Source organism: Nitrospirota bacterium, from assembly GCA_040757595.1.
Taxonomy (GTDB): Bacteria; Nitrospirota; Nitrospiria; order Nitrospirales; family Nitrospiraceae; genus JBFLWP01.
On sequence record JBFLWP010000002.1, the window covers coordinates 129,989 to 150,856 of the forward strand.

The window sequence follows — 20,868 nt, forward strand, 5'->3', positions numbered from 1 at the left end:
CTCAACGGTCCTATGGCTCAGGAGACAACGCAAGAACAGCGCGTCTTTTTCCGTGGCCCGCTGCCGGGCATGAATGACATCTTGGATACGGCCAAGGCATTCGACGGTCGGCAACATCGTCTCAAGCAACGATGGAACGGCTATCAGGAGATCAAAAAGAGTTGGTTGAGGACGTTGGTCTGCGAGCTTCGCCTTGCCAAGATTCGTCCGGTCGAACGGGCGTACTGGCTGTTCGAATGGCATGAGCCGAACCGTCTGCGCGATCCCGATAATGTCTCGGGGGCTGGTCGGAAACTGATTCTCGATGCCTTTGTCCATGCGCAGCTCATTCCTGACGATGGCTGGGATGTGATCGCCGGCTGGGAAGATCGGTTTGTTGTGAGCCGGAAACCTGGCGTGTTGGTCACGATTCGTGAAGTTCAGGAGGAGTCATGAAGCAGGATCTTGCACGCACCTTGGCGAGCAACCCATCGGAACGGGCCGCCCCGGTTCCAGGTGCGGGAACAGGATCGTCACCGCTCGATCTCATTTATACCGAGGGCGAACCGTATCCGATCGTGGTGAGCCCAGGTCCCCATGATCTCAGCGCGATCCTAACTGCTTGGCAACGCTTGGATGCCCAATATGTGAACGGACGAATCCCGGCTGAGCGATGGGTGCCCTTGCGGGACTGGTTGGTTCAGCACGGCGTGACGATCATCGAACCGCGCGACGTGTTCCGTCTGGAGGAGACTCCTGCATGACGGTTCGGACTCTCCCCGCATGGTCCCTTCCGCTTCGATCATGGCAACGCGATGTTGACCTGAGATTCGCCGCGTCCTCGTCAGCGGACTTCCTGATCGTCGCCACGCCTGGTTCGGGCAAGACCACGGCGGCGTTACGGTGCGCGCACCGCGTCATGACCTCCGCATCGATCGAGCGGATCGTCGTCGTGTGTCCCACGAACCACCTGCGTGGCCAGTGGGCCGAAGCCGCGGGCCGTACCGGGATTCAATTGGATCCCTTCGTCATGGGCGACGGTCACGAGAGCCGCGACTATCATGGGATGGTCGTGACCTACCAGCAGGTCTGTGGCAACCCGGGCGGCATGCGACACGCCTGCCACCGTCAACGGACCCTGGTCATCTTGGACGAGATTCATCACGCCGGGGATGGAAAAGAATGGGGCCAGGCTTTGCGCGCGGCCTTCGGTGACGCCGAGCGGCGCCTGTCGTTGTCCGGGACGCCGTTTCGGAGCGATGCGGCCACCATCCCGTTTGTCCGGTACGACAACGGTGTTAGCATAGCCGATTACGCCTATGGGTATGAAGCCGCGTTGCGCGATCACGTCTGCCGGCCGGTCTACTTCTCCACCTATGGCGGATACGTTTCGTGGCGGACAGGAGATGGGGGGATCGCGTCCGCGTCGTTCACCGACGATCTCCCGGACAAGCAACGGCGTGAGCGACTCAAAGCTGCGATACTCAACGAAGGATGGGCCGAAGCCGTGCTGCGCCCCGCCCATGCGAAACTCATGGACCTGCGACGCCAACATCGCGATGCCGGCGGGTTGGTCATTGCGTCAAGCCAAGACCACGCGCGCGTCATCGCCGGCATTTTGCGTGGTTCCATCGGGGTCCACGCCGACATTGCCGTCTCGGACGACCCGGCCGCCTCTCGGATCATTCGCCGCTTTGCACAGTCAGACTCGCCATGGCTCGTGGCCGTGAACATGGTCAGTGAAGGGGTCGATATCCCGCGGCTGCGAGTCGGCGCGTTCTGCACGAACATTCTCACCGAGATGTACTTTCGTCAGGTCACCGGGCGATTCGTGCGGCGGCAGCCGCATCTCCATGGCCCGCAACGGGCGTTTCTCTACCTGCCGGCCGATCCCGTGTTGAGCCACTATGCGAAACGGATTGGGGAAGAACGCGACCATGTCCTGCAAGCTCAAGACCCGCCAGATCCGAAGCAACCGCACGGATTGCTGAGTGGGGCCGAGCAGACCAGTCTGTTTAGTCCATTGGAAGCCCATGCCCAGGCCCAGGAAATTATCGCGCCCATTGAACAGCGTGAGGCGGCATTTATGGTTCAGCCGCCCGTGCAGTCAGCCGCGTCGTCTCATCCGGCGCCGTTGTTTGCGCAAAAGAACGCCCTGAGAACCAAACATAAGCGGCTCGTGGGGATGCTGTCCTCCCGAACGGGTCGCTCTCACCGAGAGATCAACGTGGATCTCATCCGTTCAACGGGGAGTCGAATTGAGACCGCAACGGTGGCGGAATTGGAGCGTCGCATCGCGATCCTCGAACAGCAGTTGGACACCCTCTCGAAACCAATCGGACGGTCATGGGCGTCTCGGAGGGCTGCTCACGGTGAACGATCGGAATCCAGTTGACGAAACGATGCGAACTCAAGCCTCTGGCTTGAGCCATGGGGAGCAGCCAGGCACGGGCTCTCCCGACGATCAGGGACCTTTGCGGAAGGAGGAGCATCGCCCTATGCCGGCAGACAAGAACTTGAGGATTCTGGTCGTGGACGATATGTCCACCATGCGCCGAATCGTGCGCAATGTGCTAAAGCAATTAGGCTATGGCAATGTCGAAGAGGCCGAGCACGGCCAGGAAGCACTCACCAAACTGCAGAAAGAGCCGTTTGGCCTCGTGGTCACGGACTGGAACATGCCGATCATGAGCGGCATTGACCTGCTCCGCACGATCCGGGCTGACCGTGCGATGCACCATATCCCGGTCATTATGCTGACGGCCGAGGCCCAGAAGTCGAATATTCTCGAAGCGCTAAATGCAGGGGTCAGCCAGTACTTGGTGAAGCCGTTCACGGCTGAAATTATGCAGACCAAGCTCGACCAAATCTTTCAGTCCACCGCCTAGTTCGCTCACCCACTTGAGAGCGACCTGGGCACGTCTCAGACCGAGGCCGCTCTAACATACCCACGCTCTGTGGATTCAGTCACGATCCGGGTCCCAGGAACCCGCCTCTCAAGCGATCCGACCATTTATTGTCTTCGACCAGCTCTACCCCCCCCTGAAAGTCCGTAATAAGGAGATGGAGGCAGGTCATGAGTCTTGGGTGCATGAAATGTGAGGGGCTGATGGTGGTCTCACGCGATCCACTGGATGATCCCCACTACTGCGTCAACTGCGGGTGGCGGCCATCCTGGATCCGTTGGATGCGTCCATTCTGGCGCGCTCGACTGCGCCAATGGTCTCGGGTCCACCGTGGCCGTAATATCCCGTCGATGGCGGGCCCGGAGGCTACCCCTCGTCGCCTGTCCGAATGGCAACGTCTGTCAGCAGATGGAGGTGCGTGATGCGAACAGGATATCGATTCGTCATGGCTGCATTGGTGGTGGGGCTGATCGTGCTCGGGTCGGTCGTCGAGAGCGGCGCCTATTCGCCGCTGAATCTTTCGCCGGGCTACCCCACCAGCCTGGATGATGCCTATCCGGTTCCTCACAAGGAATGGGTGGTGCAATCAGGCGCCCGGGTCGATGTGTTCCGGTCAGCCACACGAACCCGTGTCCCGGTCGATGCCCGGTACGGGATCGCCAAGGACGTGGAAGTCGATTTGGGCGGAACGGTCCTTCGCGGCCCGTTGACCCCGGGCACGCAGGAGGATCCGCGGTCGATCCGAGTCGGCGGCCTCGCCCGGATGTACCGAGACGATCAGCTGAGTGTCGGGGCCCGGGTTCAGGCGCAAATCCCGACCGGTGGAGAACGCCGGAGCCCGTCTCTCAAGAGTACGCTCTTGGCGAGTTGGGATCTCGGGAGTCAGCGGTACTGGCATGTCAATGCGAGCTACGAAGCGGCCCCTTCCAGCCAACGTGGCCAGTGGCGGGCCGGCGGAACCAGTCAGTGGACGGGCGTGACGGGGGTTGTCTGGGGCGTGGATACCGTGCCGATGGCGGTGGTCGCTGATGTGAAAGCGTCCAATGTCCGGGGTACTGGCAATCCGGCCAAGGATCGGGAGATCACCGTCACCCCCGAGGTCGGGGTCGTGATCCCGATTTCGAAGCACCTGCATGTTCAGGCCAGCATCAGCCGGGATTTTGGAGGGGCGCCGTCCAGCCAGGCCTCGATCAACGGATGGGTCGGCATTACGGTAACCTGGACGTAATGAGCGCCACTTTCGCCCAGACCTGGCTGTGTCGCCGGTCTGACGGTGAGGGTGGACGGAGGAGTGTTGGTGAGTCGCCGGACAGCCAAAGAGACGCGAGAATCCGTCACGTTCGCGGCTGAAGTGGTTCGAGTCGTGTATCGAGCGGTAGAGGGGGGGTACACCGTTCTGACGATGCGTGCCTTGGGGCGGGACCTGACCCCTTTCAGCGCGGTTGGAGAACTGCCCGAAACCATGCAGCTGCGTGAGCAGCAAGCCTGGTTGATCACGGGGTCATGGGTCACCTCCCCTAAATACGGTCGCCAGTTCCGGTTGACCAGCCTGTCGCCGCACCGGCCGGCGTCGGCAGAGGCGCTCGAGGCGTTGCTGGCCTCGGGGATCATTAGCGGGGTCGGACCTGAACGGGCCAGGCGGATTACCCAGACGTTTGGCGTGAACGCCTGGGACCTGATGAACCAGGCGTCGGAGCGATTGATGGAGATCCCAGGGATTGGGCCCGGAGTCTTCCGCACGATCACCGAATCCTGGCGTCAGCATCAACAGCAGGCGGAGCTCCTCTCCCGGCTCTGCGCGCTGGGGTTGACGCTCTCGCTGTCCGTCAAAGCGGTCAAACACTTCGGCTCGGCCACCGAAGGGATCGTTCAGACCAATCCCTACCGGCTCACAGAAATCCGCGGCATTGGGTTCAAAACTGCGGATCTGTTCTCCCGGTCGCTGGGCATCAAACCGACCGCTCCCTACCGGCTCATAGCCGGACTGCGTGAGGTGCTCAGGCAGGCGACCGTGGCCGGCCATACCTTTCTCCCGGAATCCACTCTGTACGAGGGGTTAAGCGATCTCCTCGGCCTTGATCGGGATAGTGTGCGGCCGGCCCTCTCTCAGGCCTGCGGCGATGGGGAGGTGGTCTGCGATGATGGGCGGGTCTACTCGGCGGACTTATACCGGGCCGAACGAGCCGTCGAGCGCCGACTGTCCGATCTGGTTCGTCGATCGGCCGTCCGGTGGCAAGGCTCCATTGATCCTCGGACCACACCCGAGCAGGCCCAAGCCGTGACGTGGGCGATGACCATGCCATGTTCGATCCTGACCGGGCTGCCGGGCACCGGCAAAACGTACACCGTGGCCGAGATCGTCCGATTATCCAAGCAGCATCGGCAACAGGTGGTCCTCTGCGCCCCAACCGGAAAAGCGGCTCGGCGGATGACCGAGCTCTCCGGCGTGGACGCTTGCACCATTCATCGTCTGCTCGAGTTTAGCCCCGACGTGGGATTTCGACGTTGTGCCGGCCATCCCCTCGATGCCGATCTCGTCGTGGTGGATGAGGCGTCGATGATGGATTTGCCGCTCTTTGACAGCCTGCTGTCCGCCATCGGTCCTCGCACCCGGCTTTTGCTGGTCGGCGATCAGCATCAGCTGCCCTCGGTTGGACCCGGCCAGATCCTGCGCGATCTCATTGCCAGCGGCTGGATCCCCGTCACCACGCTGACGCGGATTCAACGGCAGGCTGAGCTCTCCGGCATCATCACGTGGGCGCATCAGGTGCATGCGGGCACGCTTCCGCCGCTCCGGACAGGGGAGTACGGGGCACTGAATGACTTGTTCCTGATGCTCCAGGACGATCCCGCCGAGTTGGCGACCAGTCTGGAACAGGTCCTCCGTGACGCCGGCCGGTCGTTTGCCCCGCAGGACATCCAGGTCTTGGCCCCGATGCACAAGGGTCCGCTCGGGACGGTCGAGCTTAATGAACGGATCCGCGCGGTGCTCAATCCCCAGGCCGGGAAGGGCCCGCGACTTGGCAAGTTTGCCCCAGGCGACCGTGTCGTTCAGAACGTCAACAACTACGACAAGGAAATTTTCAATGGCGAGGTGGGGCTGGTGGTGGACGTCGATCTGGAAGACGCGATGCTCACGGTTCGATTTGGGGAGCGCCCGGTCAGCTATTCCATCGAGGACCTGGCTGATCTGGACCTGGCGTTCTGCTTGACGATTCATAAAGCACAGGGATCGGAATTCCCGTGCGTTATCGTCGTGTTGCATCGTCAGCACTACATCATGCAGCGCCGGGAACTCTTGTATACCGCGATGACCCGGGCCAAGCAACGATTGGTCTTATTGGCCAGCGCGGAGGCATTGAGGATTGCGGCGAAACGCACGGATGCGGCTCGACGGTACAGCTCTCTGTGCGCGGCGCGTCCCGTTCAATCGATCTTGATGAAGTCCGTAATATAGAGATGGCCGTTCCGTCGTGAGGGCTCGATGCGATCGCGAGGCCTCTCTGGTGTTGGTGTTCGCAATCACCTGATTACATTAACGAATTTCTCGGAGGAGGACAGGCAAATGGTCAGAACAGGCGTGTTGGTCGTGGCGGCGGTGATGTTGGTACTGCCGCTTCTGATGGTGGCGTCCGCGTACGCCGGCACGGATACGACGTTCGATGAGATCGCCCAGACGGTTCGTGGCTGGATGCAGGGGTCACTGGGCATGGTCTTGTCGTTGTTCGGGGGGATCCTGGGGGTCGGCAGTGCCGTCAAGGGCGACTGGGCCGGGCTCGGGACCGGGATCGGCATCGCGGCCGGCTCCTACTACATTCCCAACGTCCTGCCCAGCATCATCACGGGATTGATGTAAGGTCACGCATCATTGGGACGGCTGGCGGCGATCCGGGTGTGGCCCATCGCCGCCATGGCGCACCCCCTGACGTGTTGGTGTCTGATGTATACCATCCCACGGTATATCGACAGCCCCCCGCAAGTGCTGTGGTGGGAACTGGATGAGATTGTCATCCTGATCATCTGTATCTTCGCCGGCATTATCAGCCGGGAATTGACGACGCTTACAGCGGTCGGCATCTGCTCGACGATCCTGATTAGCAAAACGAAACGCGGGAAGAGCGAGGGCATCGTGCTGCATTGGTGTTACTGGCACTGCCTCCCGATGTTCTCGCTCAAAGGCTGTCCCTCTGGTGATGTCCGGGAGTTGGTGGAATAAGAAGCTGGCGGAGGCGACGTCCTGGGTGCTTGCCAGGCCTCACGTCATCGTTCGTCGGACGGGAGGACGCGGGGAGGCCGCGTCAACAGAGTCGTGAACTGGACGCTCTATCGGGATCATCTCGCGAACGCACGAACCCTCAACACGTTGTTGATGGTCATCGTGGTCGGGCTCGTCGTCGCGTTAATTGCCAACGGGTTCTATCGCCGGACGGTGGTGCTGCATGTGGCGCCGGTCTCCGTCGAACGCGAATATTGGGCGAGCTCCAATCAAGCGAGCGACCAGTATAAGAAGGAAATCGCCCTCTCCTTGATCCCGTATGTCGCCAATGTCAGCCCGGCGAGCGTCCGGTTGGGCCATCAGACGTTTCTCCGCTACGTGGCCGAGGAAGCCTACGGGCAACTCAGTGAGGCGTTACGGGCGGATGAAGAGTATGTCACCAAAAACAATCTCAATCGCTTCTTTTCGCCGGAATACGCGCGCGTGTCCGGTGATGAGGTGGTGCTTGGCGGCAAGGAGCGCCGGTTCATCGGACATACCCAGGTGGCGGAAGAGGACCGGGAATACCGCATCGTCCTGAAGTTCACGGACTGGCGCGTTCATGTCTCCAGTCTCAGCGCAGGCCTGTTCACCCGCAAGCCGGCGAACCCCGAAGCGCAGACGGTCAAGATGCCGCCATCGGATCAACCCGAGAAACAACCATGACCACTTCGTGCTTTGATGCGCGTCAGATTCTATTGTCCGCCGCGCTGTGCGGTCTTCTCTGGATAGGGGAGTATCCCGATCATGCCCTTGCCGTCCAGCGCATGGATGTCGTTGATGAGAGCTCGATCAGCGTCACAGTCTCGTCCCGCGATGTGAACGTGATTACGGCGCCGTCTCCCATCCTCCATGCCTATACGTCCAAACCCGAGATTGAGGTCAAGACGCAGGGCCGGCATGTGATCGTGACGACTGGCGCAACGGCCGGCGAATTGGTCCTCCTGACCGAGCAACAGGTCTATGTCCTCCAATTGAAGCCTCAAAACGGCCCCTCGGAGACGATCATCCTCAACGACCGGCGTGTGGCCGACACCACCAACCAGACGGACCAGGAGCAGCAGAACAGCGCGGACTACATTGACGAACTGACGACCCTGATGCGGAATGTCTTTCTGGGGCAGGCGCCGGCAGGGATGCGGGTCATTGAGACGCCGAAAGAGCGCCACCTGACCTGGGTGGAATTGGAGTTGGTCCATGACCGGCTTTACCGTGGTGCCACCTATCTGCTCAGACGCGTGGAGTGGCGGAATGACACGGCCGGCACGCAGACGTTCCGCGAAAAGAGCTTTTTCACCGGGCGTGAACTCGCCATCGCGTTCGATCGTCTGCGCGTCGAGCCAGGCCAATCGGTGACCGCGGTGATGGTATACCCCGCACCCGGCCGTGACGCCGAGAGACCGGCGTCGCCCCTGCCGCCAGCGGAGCAATAAGGACCTCGATGGTTGACGTGAATGCCGCAGGAGGCGCTCCAACCGGCCCCATCCTAGACCCCGTCAATCCCGGACCGCAGCCGGGCGCCTCCGCCAAATCCGGACTCCAGAAGTGGATGGTCTGGGCGATCTTAGGCATCGTGGGGGTGGTTGTGATCGTCGTGGGACAGCGGGTTCGCGAGGCCGAGTTCGGTGGAGTCATCAAGAAATCGCAGCCCAAAGCGGCGACCTTGGTGCCGAAGGCCGACCAGGAGGTGTGGATTGCCGAGGCCGGCGGCAAGCTCAAATCGCTCGAAAAGACCATCGAGACCCAGAGCAAGCTCATTACCCAGTTGCAGCAGGAAATGGACAAGGTCAAGAAAGACACGAAACGGGGCCCGGGAGGGCCGGAAGGGAAACCGGGTCCCGCGGGTCCCCCAGGTCCCCCAGGCGCCGTAAAGATCGTTCCGTCCGGCAAAGCCGGCCTGAAGAGCGGGACCATTCCTCCGTTACCCCCCGCATCCTCACTGCCCCCGCTTCCTCTGCCAGGCGGTCCTTCCGGTCAGGCTCAAGCCGGGAGTCCGTCTTCGACTTCGAAATTTCTCGAGCAAGCAGCCGGCAGCCAACCTGCCGGGAGCGGGGAGGTGGGCGCGAAGGGTCCAGGACCGGCGGGAAAACCGGCGACGCCCTCTGGGTCTCCGACGGAGCGGATCCGTGTCTTCAAAGCCGATCAGGTCTCCATGCAACCCAAGAGCAAGTATTTCATCAATACCGGTACGCTGATCCCCGTCCAATTGCTCTCCGGCATCGATGCTCCGGCCAGAGGGGGCGGTGTCGGAAGTGGAGGGATGGGCGGGGGGGTGCGTCAGCAGCCCTACCCTGTGCTGATGGTGGTCAATAATCTGGCGTTTCTCCCGAACGATTTTCGCCTGAACCTCAAGGAATGCTTTGTGATGGGGGAGGGGCTCGGCGAACTGTCCAGCGAGCGGACCCAGATTCGCGTCCTCGGCCTGAGTTGCGTCAAAAAGAACGGCCAGGCCACGGATGTCGCAATCAAGGGCGTGATTACCGGAGAGGATGGCAAAGTGGGGCTCCGCGGCAAGATCGTGATGCGGGAAGGCGCGCTCCTGTATCGCTCGCTCCTGGCCGGCTTCGTCAGTGGTCTCTCCAGGGCGTTTCTCCCGTTCCAGCAAGGGTTTTTCTTCGCGCAAAGCCCGCAACAGATGATGCAGTTCCCCGACACGCAAATGATCGGAATTTCAGGCCTTGCAGGAGGGTTAGGGCGCGCAGCCGAGCTCTTAGCCCGTTTTTATATGACGATGGCCCGGTCGATATTCCCTATCATCGAAATCGATGCCGGTCGGAAAGGGGTTCTGATCGTCACGGAAGGAAAAGAGTTGCCCGATATCCCGCTCTAATCCCGCGTTGTCCGTAATATCGTAGCGTGTGGGTCTCGCTTCGGTACCACCAAAGGAGGGTCGTTTGCACAATCGAGATTCTATGAATAGGGCCCCCTTTACGTTGGTCGACAGTCGAGGTACGAAGGTCCGACTGTCAGGGGTGACCAACCACCACCAACGAAAGGGGGCAGGTGATGATCTACGTCGGATTGGATGTCAGTGGCAAGAGTCTGGTGGCTTATGCGGTCAATGAACGGAAGCAGCGCGTGTTCGCAGGGGAGCAGCCGGCCTCCCGGGCGGGGCTCCGGGCGCTGCTGCGGCACGTGGGGGTCGGCGCCAAGCTGGTCGCCTTCGAGGCGGGCAATCAGATGAAGTGGATCGCGGAGACCTTGAAGAAGCTGACGGACGTCCAGGTTCATGTGGTGCATCCGAACGAGGTGAAGTGGATCACCGAGAGTCGGGGGAAGACGGATCGGGTGGATGCGAAGAAACTGGCCGAGCTGGCGCGGACGGGGTTGCTGCCGCGGGCCGTGCATGTGGTGGCGGGCGTGACCCGAGAGCTGCGGGAGGTGGCCAGTGCCCGGCAGCAGTTGCAGAGCAAGCGGGTCGCCTTGCTCAACACCCTGCGCGGGTATGTGCGGCAAGAGGGGTATCGGCTGCCGGCCAAGTTCTTCGCGAGTCCGACCTGGCGGACGCAGCTCGAGCGGCTGCCGCTCAGTGCCCCGCTGAAGCTGATCATCGAGACCTTCCGCGCGAGCCTTGAGGCGCTGACGGCGGCGGAGCGGCAACTCACCGACCGGCTGCGGGCCATTCGGGATCCCCGCTGTGCACTGGTGGAGACCATTCCGGCCTTGGGCCCGTTGTCCGCCCGTGTGCTGGTGGGGGCGCTCGACGAGGCGCGTCGGTTTGATGATCAGAAGGCCGTGGCGAACTATGGGGCGCTCACACCGACGATCTACCAGAGTGGGGAGGTGCGGCAGTTGGGGCGGATCAACCGGGACGGGCGGCTGGAGGTGCGACGGGTGCTCTTGCAGTGTGCCCACACGCTGGTGCGGATGAAGAGTCACGGGGCGAAGCCGCTGCAGCAGTTCTTTGCCCGTGTTGCCCGGCGACGGGGCCAGAAGATCGCCCTTATCGCCCTGGCCCGGAAGTTGTTGACGACGGCCTACGGGGTCTTGAAGTCGGGGCAGCCCTACGACCCGGCCAAGCTCCTGGCGGCCGCGCGCTAGCGCCCGCGGTCGATGAAGGAGAAGCGGGCACGTTCGATTGCCCTGATGGTCACGCCAAGACGGTGAGCCCGCATGGTCCTTGAGGGGACAACCTCGATAAGGAGATTGGGCGGCTGTCTTTGGACCGGAAGGTTGGGCGACCGAGCCCGCATGGGAGGTTAACGGTCCATCTTTTTCAACGTCAGGGCCTCGTATTCCCTGTTGACAGAGGCCCTATTCATGGGAGGATCCATGATGTTGTTGCGCACGCTGCGACAGGCCGGTTGTCTCGGCCTGGTCGGCTTGGGGTTGTGTTTGGCGGTCGGTCTCTCGTCAGATGCCTGGGCCGATACGGTCAATGCTCCGATCACGAGTTGGACCTGGCCGTCTGAGTCCATGGTCTACGATGCTTCAACCGGACGGTTGACACTGGCGTTTTCTCAGGAGCCGACGCGGCAGACGGACCTGCTGCCGGACACGCTGAGCGATGCTGCTCTCGTCGCCTCTCCTGGCGGTCAAACCGTGTGGCGACTCATGAACATGACGGGTCGGGTCGTGAGTTCCGCCAGTGCGACCGCCGACTTCGGCGGAGCGGGCTGCCGCGGGGGCTATTGGCAGCGAGCCGTCGTGGCGATGGATGGCCGGATCTGGATCCCATGCGACTCTCGGGTCATGTTCGGCACGGTGGACGGGCAGGTTCAGCAAGTCTCGTTGCCTGACCTTGGCTACGCTCCGTTCTTTGGGTTCGTGTACACCCAAAACCAGTTTCTCTATGGGCTCACTCGTGGACCCGTTCCGGGCTGTTCCGACGTCAAAGCCCTCTGTTTGACGACGATCGATACGTCGAACAACGGGTTCGCCCTGAGCAAGTGGAATGAGGCCTATCTTCCGAATACGTTCGGCGACAGCACGATCTCCGGTTACGACGTCTCGCGCGCCTACTTCCTTTCTCCTGGTTCAGGGTTCGTCCAAGTATATTTGAACGGTCCGAACCGCCACGCATGGCTCCGCTATGCGTCGAGCAACCCCGCGCCGTGGGCGCCGTGGAATCCGGATTTCAATCCCGTGTCCGAGGTGCCCCGTTCCATCTTTCTCGTCGGGGCCTATCCGTGGGTGGTGACGGATACCGCCATCCACATCATGGACCCTGGCGGGGTCTCAAGTCTGAAGACGCTTGCCCTGCCGACCGGCGTCTCGGTCCAAACCGCGGGACTGGCCCGGAATAATGTCGTATGGGTGGCCGCGTCCAGCGGCGAACTCTTGCTCTATTCGGCATCGGATGGGCAGGAACGCCTGCTTGGCCGATCCAATGTCCTGTCCGTCGGCAACCAAGTCTCCAGCATCACCCCGGCGCCAGGGGATGATGCCGCGGTCCTGGTCGCGCCTGCCACGTGCGCGTCCGGCAGCGGCCGGTGCGTCGCCAACATGACCGCCGCCTCACGCTATGCGAGCAAAGGCGTGGCCGCGATCTCTCCGGTTTACACGGGACCAACCATTTATAAAGTCCTGAGCCGGCTGTCTCCGGTGGCCTATCAAGCGGCTGGAACCGATGTCCGTTGGGCGCTGAGCTTCGACCGTGGTGTCACGTGGCGCGTGTACCAAAACGGCGGCTGGCAACAGCTGCCCTCGATGACCGCCGTTGAGACGGCCGGGATGTCCACCCAGACCCTCTCGGAGCTCACCCGTACGTCACTCGGCCAATTTGCGGATCGCCCGTTCCAGGCAGCCGTCGCCCTCCTCGCGAGTCCCGATCAGTCGGCCGCGCCTCAACTGGCGTCATTGAGCGCAGAGTTCGGCTTGTATGAGGCGCCGACGGCAGGAGGGCTGTCCTGTCCGCCGCAGACCCGGTTTGGGGTCGCAGTGGATTGTGCGGTCTCGGCCACTGCGCCGTTGGGTACCCTGAAATACAACTGGACGGCTACTCCGAGCACCACGCTGGTGTCCGGGAGCGGCCAGGCGGCGACGATTACGCCCCGACGAGTCGAGGCCGTCCTCGTGACGGTCTCCGTCTCCTTGGTCGAGGATCCGAGCCAGACGTCGGCGCCGCTGACGACCACGATCGAGGTGACGCCCCCGGAGCTACGCATCTCGATTTTCTGCCCGGCCGATCGAGTGGGGCGTCGGCAGGATCTCATCTGTGATGCCGACATGAATGGCACTGCCGGGACTCCGCAGATCCGTTGGGATACCGGCGACGGGGTGGGGCAAACCGAGAACGGAGGGCTACGTCTGAAGGCCAGATGGACGACGCTCGGCCAGAAGACCGTCAGTGCCGTCGCGTCGTTGCTGGAGGCGCCCGGCTATGAGGCCACCTCTTCCGTCACGGTCGAGGTGTTTGGCTGGCAGAAACCCAGCATGAGGATGACCGGACCACTCCAGATCGTCCGCGGCTCCGTGGCGGCGTTCCAAGGCGTGGCGGCATTGCCGAGAGGGGCAGCCCCCGGCAAGCTCGAGATTCAGTGGGATGTCTTTGGGCAGATCAGTTCCGGCCAAGTCCTGAATCTGAAAGGTGAGCGGGTCGGCAAGCTGCTGGTCAAGGCCAAAGCCGTGATCGTCGAGGCGAACGGAGATCCGGATGCGGAATCCGACACCGTCCAGCAGGAACTTACGGTGTCGCCCATGCCGAAACCCAAGCTGTCCATGCGCGGGCCCCGTTTTGCCGTGGAGGGGTTCCCGGTCACCTTGCAAGCCCAGGTGAAGCATACGGGGCCGGTGACGCTCGAATGGATGTTGCCGGATGGTTCCGTCGTCTCCGGGCAACCCAGCCTCACCTATACGCCCGACAGCAGCGGGGGAGTACATGTCGTCAAAGTGCGGGCGATTCCGGAGGGGAGCGTGACGGAGGATGAAATCGCCTCGGTGACAGTGAACTACCCCATCCTGAGCTACTCGTTTCCTGTCTTCGCCTTGGAAAAGCGTGGTGACAAAGATCCGTCCGTGCCCTACACCGTGGCCTATAAGTTGAACGGGAATGTCAGGAACGCGCCAGGTGCTATTTTCACCTATGCGTGGGACTTTGGAGATGGTGAAACCGCAACCGGCAAAAAAGCCGGCATGACCCATGTCTATCGGGCCCCGGGGACCTATCACGTCTCGGTGACCGTCTCCGATCAAGCTGGCCATAGCCAGACCGTGACGGATCAACTCGTCGTCGAAGATTCGAAACCGATGAAGATCGGCCTCAGTACAATGTCGTCGAATCGGTGGTTCAAGGCCCCGCTGACCGTGAAGGTGCGTCCGACGATTACGGGACTGAAAGATGACAAGATCATGAAGTATGAATGGCTCCTGAATGACTCGATTGTGAGCCTGAATAACGTCGGCGTGGCCGTATTCCGTGAGCCAGGGGATTATTTGCTGACCCTGCGGGTGACGTCACGGAAAGGGCAAACCGGCGAGGCGCAGCTCAATGTGTCCGTCGTTGCAAACCAGCCGCCGACCTGTTCGGTCAGTCAGCAACCCAGCACGTTCAGGCCGAAACAAGTCAGGCTGACAGCCGCCTGTCTTGACCAGGATGGGAGGGTCAAGGGGTATCGCTGGGATCTCGGCGACGGACGGGCGATTGAGAATCGGGCCATCGTCGTCGTGGAGTACCAGGAACCTGGGAGCTACCAGGTGGTCATGACGGCAACCGACGACGATGGCGCCACCGCCGAAGTGACGGAATCGGTGATCATCAATTAGCTCATCGGGCTTCCGAAAGGTGTTGGTGATGGCGAATCAGTCCGTGCGGCATATCGTGATCATCGCGGCGATCGGGCTTCTGCTAAACGGCTGCTCGTACGGGCAGTCGTTCAGCTGTAAGGGCTATCCCGAAGGGGTCCGTTGCCAAGATGTGATGACCGTATACGAGAATCGGCAGGCGATCGACAAGATGGTCCAGTCCGGCGACGAACCTGGAGGATGGGGACTCGACGGAACCTCTTCAGGAGCAACGTCCGTCGGGATGCCTCCACCTCCGACCATCGAGTCGGCTCCAGGTGCGCCATTGGGTCAGCCGGCCATCACGCCTCCGAAGGTCGCGCGCGTCTGGATTGCCCCGTGGCGGGATGAGAAAAATCGGCTCCATGAGGCGTCGGTCGTCTACATGATGGTCGAAGAGAGCGATTGGGTGTACGGGCAGCGTCCTCGCCAGGCCACGCCATCCCGCGGACGCGGCAGTATCGTCCCGACCGTCTCCGCGCTCATTGAGCGCCCCGGGCAACACCGGAACGCCGAGGGCGTGGATCCGGCCGGGACGGATCCATTGGGACGGCCTGGACGCGAGCGGATGGTCCAGCCGCCTCGCCCTCCGATGATGATGCCCACTCTCCCGAACACGCGGATGCCGTCCGGCGTGCCGATGGTCCCGATGGTGCCGATGGGGTCTCCGGATACGGCGGTCGGCGAGATCATGGGCGAAGGCATGGGCAGTGACCCCCTGTTGCAGTAACCCTCATGGCCGTGCCCATTTACCAGACAAACAAGATTCTCCAGCGGTACCCGCTCAGCGAGTATTTGCCCTATCAGGCCTACGATCCAGTCCACAATCTGTTCATTCAGGCTGACGGCCGATGCGGGGTGGTCCTGTCCTCGGAACCGCTGACCGGGTTTAACGATCAGGTCCTGGCGAAGTTCACCAACCTCTTCGAGCTCGACCTTCCAGCCGGCTCGACCATCCAGTTCGCGATTCACGGGTCACCCGCCATCAGACCGTGGCTGGATGACTACGTCAAGCTACGGGAACAGGCGAGTCCCGTGCTCGCGAAGCTGGCCGACCGAACACGGGACTTTTTCTTCGAACGCCGGGCCCGGCTCCTGCCAACCTCAGGGCTCCCCCTCCGGGATGTGACCTGCTACATCAGCGTGACGATCCCGCTCGCCGGGATGCAGCCGCACGGCCTCAAACTCGAGGCCATCGCGGAAAAATGCTCCGGGATCGAGCAGCTCCTCAAGAGCTGCGGATTCAGCGTACAGCGTTTGGAACCTTCCACGTTGTTGCATCTCTTGCACGGGCTCATGAATCCCGCCCATGCCTGGAATGAATTGCCCGAACACGCCTACGATCCGCTTCGGTCCCTATCCGATCAGGCGGTTCGCTATGATACCGTCACCCGGCTGACTCCCAAATACTTGGAAATGGACGGCCTATATGTCAAAAGCCTCTCCATTCAGCAATTTCCGGAACGCTGGCATGGCAGCATGAACCGGGAATTGATCGGCAGTCTCCATCGTATCTTTGACCAGGTCACGGTTCCCTTCTGGATCTCCCTCAATACGCTACGGTTGGATCCATCAACGACCCAGGGCGAGATACGGAAAAAACATCTCTTGATCACCAATCAGTCGTACAGCGGCCTGCTCAATGTCGTGCCGCAGCTCAAGCGGAAGAAGGAGCATTACGACGCGATGGTGAGCGCCATGGCGGACGGACGAGCCCCGATCGGCGCCTATTTCCATATCCTGCTGTGGAACAAGACGCCAGAAGAAGCCGAGAAGAACACGCAGGGCCTGAGCGCGCTGTACCGGAGTCTGGACTGGCTCGTCCAGGAGGACCACTACATCGGCCTCCCGATGTTCCTGTTCTCACTCCCCATGGGGCTCCCCAACGACGTCACCATGCTCCGAGACAAGCTCCGGCGCATGAAAACCCTTCATACCGGGGTGGTCCCGCATCTGGCTCCGGTGGTCAGCGACTGGAAGGGGATCGGCCGGCCGGTCGTGCTCCTCGTGTCCCGGTGCGGGCAACTGATGAACTTCGACCCGTTCATGAATCCGAGCGGGAACTACAACATCTGCGTGGCGGCCAAATCCGGGTCCGGGAAATCGTTCTTTACGAACGAAATGATCCGCGGCTACTTGGGCCTGAACGCCCGCATCTGGATGATCGACGCGGGGCGAAGTTACGTCAAGCTCTGCGAACAAGTCGGCGGACAGTACATCGAGTTCGGGAAGCGGCACCATGAATTCTGCCTGAACCCGTTGAGCTCGGTCGTCGAGCGCGATGCGGACGAAATGGCGATGCTGAAAGCCATCTTCGCCCAGATGGCGTCCCCCTCGCGGGCCTTGACCGATCTCGAAATGTCCTGGATAGAGGAAGCCCTCAATCAGGTGCTTGACGAGTCGGGGCAGCAGGGGACGCCGACCGACGTCTCCAACGTACTGCTCAACAAAAGCGACCAGCGCCAGCGCGATCTCGGCCAGATGCTCTACCCGTACACGATACACGGCCAATACGGGCGGTTGTTCAACCGGGCCGACATGACGCCGGAAGACGATCGCGATCTCAGGTTCGACAATCCCTTCGTCGTGCTGGAATTGGACGGCTTGGACACCATGCTTGAAGTCCGAAGCGTGATTCTCCTGCAATTACTGTTTGCGATCCAGGGGGCCATGTACGGCGGGCAGAAGGACCAGCCGAAGATCTGCGCGATGGACGAGGCCTGGGATTTGTTGAGTCAAGGCGGCAATACCGCGACGTTCTTCGAGAAATCCGTGCGCCGGGTCCGGAAGTACGGCGGCGCCATCATGACGATCACGCAGGGCATCAACGACTACTACGACAAGATGGGACAGACCGGCGCCGCGCTGATTGAAAACTCCGACTTTCTGGTCCTGTTGCAACAAAAGCCGGAAAGCGTCGAGTCCATCAAAGAACGGAAGCGCCTGGTGTTTTCCGAGTACGAATTCAAACTGCTCAACAGTTTGCACATGATCAACAAGGAGTATTCGGAACTGTATCTCTACACGCCGATCGGCCGCTCGATTGCCCGGTTATGCGTCGATCGGTACACGCAGCTCTACTACACCACCAAGCCGGACGAGCTGGCGCGGATCGCCGCGTTTACCGGCAGCGGACTCTCCACTGAGGATGCGATCGTGAAGATCCTGGAGGAGGAGCGCGCGCAGGCCGCCCCTGGCCCTCAGTCGCCCATGGCCGCGTCCAGCTGAGCCCCGTCCGTTTCGCCCAGTCTCCGCCGGCACGCTGCCGATCTCGTTCCGCCACGTCTCCTGTCCGTAATATCAGAGCGGTGACATCGCGCGCTCAAGAGACGGCTCAGGCGTCCGTTCGAGATTGGCCAGCTCGTGCGGATCGTGTCATGGCTTGGTGGCGGTCGCCCGCCTTGCGGTGGCCGGTTCTAGCCGTGACCACGCTGCTGTGGATCATGATTCTGGCCTCCCCTTGGGTGGGACTCGCGATCCGGTCGGATGAGAGCTGGCCGCATCATCGCCTGTTTCTGATCGTCAAGGCACGGTCCCCGGCCCGAGGGGAGTTCGCCGCGTTTTCGATGACCGCCGAGCTGGCCGCGCGCGTCCAGCCGCCGCGCGACAGGCCCTATGCGCGGGTTGGCGCACTCTGGATGAAGCGGGTCGTCGGAATCGAAGGGGACCGGATCACGCTCCTCCCGATGAATGGCGGCCAGACCATGATTCTGATCAATGGTCAACGGACGGGGGTTGCGCTCTCTCATGATCGGACCGGGCAGCCTATCCAAGTCGCGGCACTCCCCGCCGTCATCCCGCCGGGCTATGTGTACGTCTCCCTCGATCACCCCCGTTCGTTTGATAGCCGTTATTTCGGCCTCGTCCCCATGGCCGCGATTCTCGGAACCGCGAAGACCGTGTTGTAACCACCCACGGCAGGCTGCGGCCAGATGGGCGCTCCGGTCGTAATATCCATACAGGAACGCTACCAAATTTCTTCGTGGGCGACTCAACATGGTGTTGGCGCAAGGAGTCCTTGGCCGCGGTCTGGCCGGAGCCGTCACGGCGCTGGTTCTGCTCGGAGTGTCTGGAGCCCACGCGGATGATCCCTACCGGCAAGCGGCTCAAGCCATCGCGGACGCCGGCTCCCAAACGGTGCGCTCGGCCTTTGCAGCCGGACCGTCGGAACACCGCGTCCCGGATGGGTGGTACCTCGTGCTGTCCTGGTCCGTGCCCGATCCGCTCCGTCGTGAACTCATTGCGGGGGCCCGGCGTCTGGGGGCGACCGTCGTGGTCAACGGCCTTGTGGGCTCCTCGCTCAACGAGACGATCGCAGCCTTCCGTGCCCTCGCGACCCCAGAGCAGGCCGTCCCGATCGTGATTGACCCCATCCGAATCCGGGAATGGCACGTGGAGACGTCCCCGACGCTGGTCCTGAAACGTGACCATCGCTACCTCGCCCTCTCGGGAGGCGAGCCGGTCGATGGTCTGCTTCGAGCCTTGGCTTTGGTGAATCGGAACGTCCGTCCGACAAGCGAATGGCTCCTCCGGCATCCGGCGCCGTGGTGGGACCCGGACCGGAAGGATCCGCGCCCACTCCTTCCGGAGGTAACGGCATCCGCGAACCATCGCGGAACCCGCCCGGGGTGGCCCCTTGTGGAGCGGCCCCTGGATCAGGCGCTGAAGGAACGCATTCGTCAGGTCAACTGGAAGTCGCTCACCGCGGCCGCTCAGGCGCGGCTGGCCGAACGGATCGCGGAGGGCCCTGGCTTGACGTTACCCGCCGCCACCAAGGCGCGAACGCGGCTGGTCGATCCTTCGGCCCGATTGACCAAGGACTTCTCCGTCAACGGGACCACCTTGTTCAAAACCGGGGCGTCCATGAATCCTCTAGCCGATCAGAATCTACGATTCCGGTACTTGTTTATCGACGGGACTGATCCGCGACAGGTCCAACTGGCCCGGAAGTTGGCCGGCGCCATGTCGGACGAGCCGCCTCTGCGCGTGGTGCTTCTCCGCGGGAACTGGCGTCAGGTTGCCCATCAGATCAAGGTCAAACACGTGTATTGGGCCCAAGCGCCGATGCTATCGCGGTGGCAGGTCGAACGTGCGCCCAGTCTCGTCACGCAACGCGGCGTGGTGTTACAGGTCGAAGAATTCCCGCTCGGACCCGCAAAGTAGGAGGAGTCAATCATGGTCTCGATTCGCCTCAGACTCATGCTCGGCATGGCGCTCCTAGTCGGCTGTGCCGGATTGCTGGAAAGTCCCGAGTTCGGTTGGGCCGGTGAGCGTGAGGCTCCCATCCTTGTCGCGCCGGGGTCGTCCCCGACTCCCCAACCGACTGATCCTGCTCAGGCGACGCTGCTACAGCGTCTGCAGGCGGTCATGCCGGAGGTCGCCGTCGATTGGATCAAGCCCGGCCCAATTCCCGGCCTCTATACGATGAAGGCCGGCCGCTCGATCGTCTACATGGATGCCTCGGGGCGGTATCTGTTTGCAGGCGGGATCTTTGACCTGCAGGCGCAGGTGAATCTCACCGCCTTGGTCCAGGGACAAGAAGCGGTGGCGCAACTGTGGGGGGGGCCGTTGGCGGATCTCGCGATCCCGCTCGGGGAGGCGGATCGTCCGGACAAAGAGATCGCCGTGTTCGATGACGTCGATTGTCCGTATTGCAAGCGCCTGCATCCGGAGATCGACAAGCTGGTCCAGGCAGGCTGGCGCGTCTGGGTGCTGCTCTATCCCGTGCAGAAACTCCATCCGCATGCCTATTCGAAGTCCGTGGGGATCTGGTGCGCCGAGGACCGCCCTGACGCGCTCCGTCGTGTCTGGTCCGGAGAGCGTGCAGGGGAGAAGAATTGCGCCCATCCCCTGGATCGCATCCAAGCCCTGGCACAGCAGGTCGGGGTGGCCGGGACCCCCACGATGGTGCTCAAGAGCGGCATCGTGATCCAGGGCTATCACAATGCCGAGTCCATCGTCTCGATGAGCCGGCCCCAGTCGGCTGCCGTCGCGGAGAAACCGTAG

The 20,868-nt window shown here is 62.0% G+C and carries 18 protein-coding genes; all 18 read left to right on the top strand.

The genetic code is table 11. The annotated features are described in order from the left end of the window. Positions 1–12 precede the first annotated feature (12 nt). The 18 genes from AB1411_02475 (at position 13) to AB1411_02560 (ending at position 20,868) form a co-directional block, all read left to right on the top strand. Positions 13–435: a hypothetical protein gene (locus tag AB1411_02475; GenBank protein MEW6542457.1), complete on the top strand. Its 423-nt coding sequence runs from the start codon at positions 13–15 to the stop codon at positions 433–435. Further along, positions 432–743: a hypothetical protein gene (locus tag AB1411_02480; protein MEW6542458.1), complete on the top strand. Its 312-nt coding sequence runs from the start codon at positions 432–434 to the stop codon at positions 741–743. Before AB1411_02475 ends, AB1411_02480 begins: the two co-directional genes overlap by 4 nt. After that, positions 740–2,374 carry a DEAD/DEAH box helicase family protein gene (locus AB1411_02485; GenBank protein ID MEW6542459.1) on the top strand — a complete coding sequence of 545 codons (1,635 nt, stop codon included), beginning with the start codon at positions 740–742 and terminating at the stop codon, positions 2,372–2,374. The genes AB1411_02480 and AB1411_02485 overlap by 4 nt, the downstream gene beginning before the upstream one ends. Positions 2,375–2,477: 103 nt before the next feature. Continuing rightward, positions 2,478–2,867 carry a response regulator gene (locus AB1411_02490; GenBank protein MEW6542460.1) on the top strand — a complete coding sequence of 130 codons (390 nt, stop codon included), beginning with the start codon at positions 2,478–2,480 and terminating at the stop codon, positions 2,865–2,867. A gap of 439 nt (positions 2,868–3,306) precedes the next feature. Continuing rightward, the gene (locus AB1411_02495; protein ID MEW6542461.1) at positions 3,307–4,113 is read left to right on the top strand and encodes a hypothetical protein; all 807 of its coding nucleotides are present in this window, start codon (positions 3,307–3,309) and stop codon (positions 4,111–4,113) included. 123 nt (positions 4,114–4,236) lie between these two features. After that, the gene (locus AB1411_02500) at positions 4,237–6,342 is read left to right on the top strand and encodes an ATP-dependent RecD-like DNA helicase (protein MEW6542462.1); all 2,106 of its coding nucleotides are present in this window, start codon (positions 4,237–4,239) and stop codon (positions 6,340–6,342) included. 108 nt (positions 6,343–6,450) lie between these two features. Further along, positions 6,451–6,741 carry a hypothetical protein gene (locus AB1411_02505; protein MEW6542463.1) on the top strand — a complete coding sequence of 97 codons (291 nt, stop codon included), beginning with the start codon at positions 6,451–6,453 and terminating at the stop codon, positions 6,739–6,741. Between the two features lie 12 nt (positions 6,742–6,753). Continuing rightward, positions 6,754–7,101: a type IV conjugative transfer system protein TraL gene (gene traL / locus AB1411_02510; GenBank protein MEW6542464.1), complete on the top strand. Its 348-nt coding sequence runs from the start codon at positions 6,754–6,756 to the stop codon at positions 7,099–7,101. A 93-nt stretch (positions 7,102–7,194) separates the two neighbouring features. Then, positions 7,195–7,806: a TraE/TraK family type IV conjugative transfer system protein gene (locus tag AB1411_02515; protein MEW6542465.1), complete on the top strand. Its 612-nt coding sequence runs from the start codon at positions 7,195–7,197 to the stop codon at positions 7,804–7,806. Continuing rightward, the gene (locus AB1411_02520) at positions 7,803–8,573 is read left to right on the top strand and encodes a type-F conjugative transfer system secretin TraK (protein ID MEW6542466.1); all 771 of its coding nucleotides are present in this window, start codon (positions 7,803–7,805) and stop codon (positions 8,571–8,573) included. Before AB1411_02515 ends, AB1411_02520 begins: the two co-directional genes overlap by 4 nt. Before the next feature lie 116 nt (positions 8,574–8,689). Next, complete coding sequence (locus AB1411_02525) at positions 8,690–9,970, top strand: TraB/VirB10 family protein (protein ID MEW6542467.1); 1,281 nt, start codon at positions 8,690–8,692, stop codon at positions 9,968–9,970. 176 nt (positions 9,971–10,146) lie between these two features. Further along, entirely contained in the window at positions 10,147–11,181 is a 1,035-nt protein-coding gene (locus AB1411_02530) for an IS110 family transposase (protein MEW6542468.1), read from the top strand. A 231-nt stretch (positions 11,182–11,412) separates the two neighbouring features. Continuing rightward, positions 11,413–14,844, top strand: coding sequence for a PKD domain-containing protein (locus AB1411_02535; GenBank protein ID MEW6542469.1), 3,432 nt, complete (start codon positions 11,413–11,415; stop codon positions 14,842–14,844). Between the two features lie 28 nt (positions 14,845–14,872). Further along, the gene (gene traV, locus AB1411_02540; protein MEW6542470.1) at positions 14,873–15,592 is read left to right on the top strand and encodes a type IV conjugative transfer system lipoprotein TraV; all 720 of its coding nucleotides are present in this window, start codon (positions 14,873–14,875) and stop codon (positions 15,590–15,592) included. Between the two features lie 5 nt (positions 15,593–15,597). Continuing rightward, positions 15,598–18,090 carry a type IV secretion system protein TraC gene (gene traC, locus AB1411_02545; GenBank protein ID MEW6542471.1) on the top strand — a complete coding sequence of 831 codons (2,493 nt, stop codon included), beginning with the start codon at positions 15,598–15,600 and terminating at the stop codon, positions 18,088–18,090. A gap of 149 nt (positions 18,091–18,239) precedes the next feature. After that, entirely contained in the window at positions 18,240–18,770 is a 531-nt protein-coding gene (locus AB1411_02550) for a S26 family signal peptidase (GenBank protein MEW6542472.1), read from the top strand. 88 nt (positions 18,771–18,858) lie between these two features. Then, positions 18,859–20,025, top strand: a complete 1,167-nt coding sequence (locus AB1411_02555; GenBank protein MEW6542473.1) for a TrbC family F-type conjugative pilus assembly protein — start codon at positions 18,859–18,861, stop codon at positions 20,023–20,025. Between the two features lie 12 nt (positions 20,026–20,037). Further along, on the top strand, positions 20,038–20,868 hold the full coding sequence (locus AB1411_02560) for a DsbC family protein (protein ID MEW6542474.1): 831 nt from the start codon (positions 20,038–20,040) through the stop codon (positions 20,866–20,868).

Excerpts from the sequence above, each read along its gene's own strand:
- AB1411_02535 (MEW6542469.1), top strand. The coding sequence starts at position 11,413 with ATGATGTTGTTGCGCACGCTGCGACAGGCCGGTTGTCTCGGCCTGGTC.
- AB1411_02480 (MEW6542458.1), top strand. The coding sequence starts at position 432 with ATGAAGCAGGATCTTGCACGCACCTTGGCGAGCAACCCATCGGAACGG.
- AB1411_02485 (MEW6542459.1), top strand. The coding sequence starts at position 740 with ATGACGGTTCGGACTCTCCCCGCATGGTCCCTTCCGCTTCGATCATGG.
- traC (MEW6542471.1), top strand. The coding sequence starts at position 15,598 with ATGGCCGTGCCCATTTACCAGACAAACAAGATTCTCCAGCGGTACCCG.
- AB1411_02495 (MEW6542461.1), top strand. The coding sequence starts at position 3,307 with ATGCGAACAGGATATCGATTCGTCATGGCTGCATTGGTGGTGGGGCTG.
- AB1411_02520 (MEW6542466.1), top strand. The coding sequence starts at position 7,803 with ATGACCACTTCGTGCTTTGATGCGCGTCAGATTCTATTGTCCGCCGCG.
- AB1411_02505 (MEW6542463.1), top strand. The coding sequence starts at position 6,451 with ATGGTCAGAACAGGCGTGTTGGTCGTGGCGGCGGTGATGTTGGTACTG.
- AB1411_02550 (MEW6542472.1), top strand. The coding sequence starts at position 18,240 with ATGGCTTGGTGGCGGTCGCCCGCCTTGCGGTGGCCGGTTCTAGCCGTG.
- AB1411_02475 (MEW6542457.1), top strand. The coding sequence starts at position 13 with ATGGCTCAGGAGACAACGCAAGAACAGCGCGTCTTTTTCCGTGGCCCG.
- AB1411_02530 (MEW6542468.1), top strand. The coding sequence starts at position 10,147 with ATGATCTACGTCGGATTGGATGTCAGTGGCAAGAGTCTGGTGGCTTAT.
- AB1411_02490 (MEW6542460.1), top strand. The coding sequence starts at position 2,478 with ATGCCGGCAGACAAGAACTTGAGGATTCTGGTCGTGGACGATATGTCC.
- AB1411_02525 (MEW6542467.1), top strand. The coding sequence starts at position 8,690 with ATGGTCTGGGCGATCTTAGGCATCGTGGGGGTGGTTGTGATCGTCGTG.
- traV (MEW6542470.1), top strand. The coding sequence starts at position 14,873 with ATGGCGAATCAGTCCGTGCGGCATATCGTGATCATCGCGGCGATCGGG.
- AB1411_02555 (MEW6542473.1), top strand. The coding sequence starts at position 18,859 with ATGGTGTTGGCGCAAGGAGTCCTTGGCCGCGGTCTGGCCGGAGCCGTC.
- AB1411_02560 (MEW6542474.1), top strand. The coding sequence starts at position 20,038 with ATGGTCTCGATTCGCCTCAGACTCATGCTCGGCATGGCGCTCCTAGTC.